The following is a 3,556-nucleotide window of genomic DNA, read 5'->3' on the forward strand; positions in this document are numbered from 1 at the left end:
TGAGCGATGAAAACGTGACTTTGATCAATTGACTACAGCAGCTGCTTCTAAATGTGATGGGGATCATTTTAAGGTCGCGTGAGAGCGGGCTAATTTTCAGCAGACTTGAGAGTAATAACGAGCTGTAAGGAGATTGTTCAAGTGCATAGTCGAATCACATCACTCTTCATGATCACTGTAATGGTGGCCTTTGGCATGGTCTTCTTGAGTTGCGAGTCCCTTACGGATGGCTCGGAAGATGGAGACACGGGCACTCTTACGGTCCTTCTGACTGATGTCCCTTTCCCGGCCGATCTGGTGGCCGAGGCCAATGTCACCATTGACAGCCTTGTGGTACATGCCATGGACAGTGATACCTTTATCACGTTGTCCAGTAATCGGCAGGTCTTTAATCTGCTCGATCTGCGCAACGGCGTTACTGCCGGTCTGGCCAGTCTGGAGATACCGACAGGGCGGTACAACCAGCTACGGCTGATTGTCGACGACAGCGCGGCCAGCGTTATATTGAACGATAGCCTCAGCACCTCGGCTCCGCTGGAGATTCCCAGCGGCGGAAAGAGCGGTATGAAGCTCAATATCAAGCCTTTCCTGCAGATTGAAGCGGGTATCGAATCGGAGCTGCTGCTGGATTTTGATGTGAGCAAATCCTTCCATACTAAAGGTAATCTGGACAGCCCTGGTGGGATCACCGGATTTATTTTCAGTCCGGTCCTGCGGGTAGTCAATCTGGCCAATGCCGGGCGGCTCCAGGGAACGGTGACAGACTCCTCCTCCGATACGGGAATTGCTGGTGCTCAGGTGTCGATAAGCACCGTGGACTCCGTTCTCACCTCCACATTCACCGACACCGCAGGCGCCTACGCTATAATAGGCATTCCGGCGGATACCTACTCTGTCGAGGCCGCCGCTGCCGGTTACAATACCGAGACTGCCTCCGACGTAGCAGTGGATGCCAGAGGGACCACGGTCCAAAACTTTGTGTTGACTCCTCAGTAGCGAGTCGGCCCCATCAACTTCTGAAGGGCGTCTTTACCGGCGCCCTTTTTCTTTCCGCATGCATTGGCCTGGCGGAACTGTTTGCTACCAAGGCTGCTATTCGCTCGGGTTCTAACCCCCTTCCGACCCTTCGTGCTGCTGTTGCGCTGAGGAGGCGCTGGCCAGTCCGGGATCGGCGCTTGCGAAAAAGGGCATCCACTTTTCCTCTGGAGAGCGCTTGGTGAGCAGACTGATCACGATCAAGAGGCTGATAGAGGAGAGTACGCCAGGAATGACGATGTACTCGCTGCTGGCGAAATCGAATTCGGTGCCTCCCAGCGTGAGGGCGAAGTTTACACCCAGCCGATGCAATACGGCGATTCCTACGATGCTGCCCAGACCACCGGCGATACAGGCCACCCCGCCTTGAGGGGTCACGCGCTTCCACAGGAAAGCGGCCAGCAGGGCGGGGGTCAGGCTGGCTCCTACCACGGAGTAGGCGTAAAGAGCCATTTCAAGCACTGTCTTGAACTGGGTGAGCAGTAACAGCCCAATAGCCCCGAAAATCACCACGAAAACTCGCTGCAGGCTTACCATCTGTTTATCGGTGGCGTCGGGGCTGATGAAGCGTTGGTAAATGTCCCTGCTGACATTGGTGGACGGAACGAGCAGGAAGGTGTTCCCGGTGGAGAGCACGATGGCAATAGCCGCTGCCAGGAGAATCGCACCTCCCAGAACGGGCAATCCGTGCCGGGCAATATACAGGATTACGGTCTCTGAGGCGGCCCGCCCGACAACTGAAGTCTGGGTGATGAGATCCGGATAGGCGGCCCGGCCGGTGATGGCCAACAAAGCCAGGGCCGTCTCCAGCACCACCACACCTAGCACCATTCCCAATACCGCCTTGCGCGCTGCATTCTCATCCTTGGCTGAGAAGAACTTCTGGTACATGCCGCTCTCACCCAACAGAAGCAGAAAAGTAGGCAGTGCCACGCCGATTACCCACAGGAAGTTGTGGCCACCGAGGGGGGTCAAGTGTGCTTGGGGCAGGTTTCCGATTACCTGTCCCACACCGCCGAGCTCGAAGATCATGTACGGCAGCGCAAAGAAAACGCCGATGATAATTATCAGGCCATTGAAAATATCCACTGTAACGATTGATACCATACCTGCCAGCGTGGTAAAGATGACGATTGCCGCCGCGGTGATGTACATGCCCTGGGTAGGCGAGATGGTCCCATCGGTCACGATGGTCAGGATCCATCCCCCGCCGCGGAACTGGTAGGCGGCGATGGTTACATAGGCCAGGATGATTGCTAATGTTCCCAGGAGGCGGGCCGCGGCGTTGTAACGCTGTTCCAGCAGGTCCGGGACCGTGTATTGCGCAATGCGCCGTACTCTTCCGGCAATGAAGTACGCTACTATCAGCCCCAGCCAGGCTCCAAAGGAGAACCAGAGCATGGATATTCCCGAGCGGAATGCCAGCCCAGCACCACCGAAAAGGGAACCAGAACCGATCCAGGTGGCGACAAGAGTCCCGACCAGAAGCAGCACCGGTACCGAGCGCCCCGCTACCATGAAGTCCTCGTGGCTCTTCACCCGCCGGGAACGCCATAGACTAACCGAGATGAGGATCAGCGGGTAAATGAGTACAACAGCGACTAACAGATTCATTTAACTACTCCAGTAGGATCTTGGGTTGAACTTACGCCGATGAGGACAAATGAGGATACCTGGCCTTACATTTCCTCCAGCCATTCAAGATAGTGTTTGAAGTATCCCCTGATGTTCCCGGCCAAAGGATCAGTTGTAGTGATCATGTGGGCGCTTGCTATCCAAATAATCACGTCTAGGTGTGCACCGCCGCCCAATCAGCATCGGTATAAAGGTAGCTCAATGTAGAGAATGGAGGCGAAAGTTACAGTTTGCTGATCCCTTCCTTCATCCGCTCAAGGGCTTCTTGAATGTTTTCTATCGAATTGGCATAGGAGAGGCGCAGGTACCCCTCTCCGTAGGCTCCGAAAGAGGTGCCTGAGAGAGTCGCAACGCCGTATTCTTCCAGGAAGTAATTTTCCAGTTCCTTGCTTGACTTGGGGAGGGCTTGCACATTAGGGAGGACATAGAAAGCTCCCTTGGGTTTGCGGCAGGTGATGCCCTCGATGGCGTTGAGTCCTTCGACAATGACATCCCGTCGCCGGCGAAATTCCGCTACCATGGCCCGGGCCTCATCCTGGGAACCCTTGAGTGCTTCCACGCAGGCCATCTGGACGAAGGTGTTGGTGCAGGAGTTGCTATTGGTCATCAGCCGGGCGATCCAGAAAGCCAGCTCTTCCGGCATCACACCATAACCGCACCGCCAGCCGGTCATTGCGTACGTTTTGGAAAAACCGTCGAGTAAGATCAGATGATCTTGCATACCTGGGTATGGCAAAAGCGAGATATGTTCGCCGTCATATATGATATGCGAGTAGATCTCGTCAGCCAGGACGATCAGGTTGTGTTCGGCCACCAATTCAGCGATGCGGGCCATTTGGTCGCGGTTGATGAGACCTCCTGTGGGATTGCCGGGTGAGTTCAGGAT

Annotated in this window: 3 protein-coding genes; 1 reads left to right on the forward strand and 2 read right to left on the reverse strand. The window is 55.3% G+C overall.

Annotated features, from left to right (window positions below; genetic code table 11):
- The first annotated feature begins 141 nt into the window (after positions 1 to 141).
- Entirely contained in the window at positions 142 to 996 is an 855-nt protein-coding gene (locus ACETWG_12710; GenBank protein MFB0517448.1) for a DUF4382 domain-containing protein, read from the forward strand.
- A gap of 111 nt (positions 997 to 1,107) precedes the next feature.
- On the opposite strand, the gene ACETWG_12715 is transcribed toward ACETWG_12710, so the two are convergent.
- Together ACETWG_12715 and ACETWG_12720 are read right to left on the reverse strand one after the other, a co-directional pair.
- Positions 1,108 to 2,649, reverse strand: coding sequence for a sodium:solute symporter (locus ACETWG_12715; GenBank protein MFB0517449.1), 1,542 nt, complete (start codon positions 2,647 to 2,649; stop codon positions 1,108 to 1,110).
- Between the two features lie 244 nt (positions 2,650 to 2,893).
- The coding region (locus ACETWG_12720) for a pyridoxal phosphate-dependent aminotransferase (GenBank protein ID MFB0517450.1) at positions 2,894 to 3,556 on the reverse strand (663 nt) is incomplete at its 5' end.

This window comes from Candidatus Neomarinimicrobiota bacterium, assembly GCA_041862535.1.
Classification (GTDB): Bacteria; Fidelibacterota; Marinisomatia; order SCGC-AAA003-L08; family TS1B11.

Bases quoted from the DNA above. Each gene is read 5' to 3' on its own strand.
- ACETWG_12715 (MFB0517449.1), bottom strand. From the start codon at position 2,649: ATGAATCTGTTAGTCGCTGTTGTACTCATTTACCCGCTGATCCTCATC.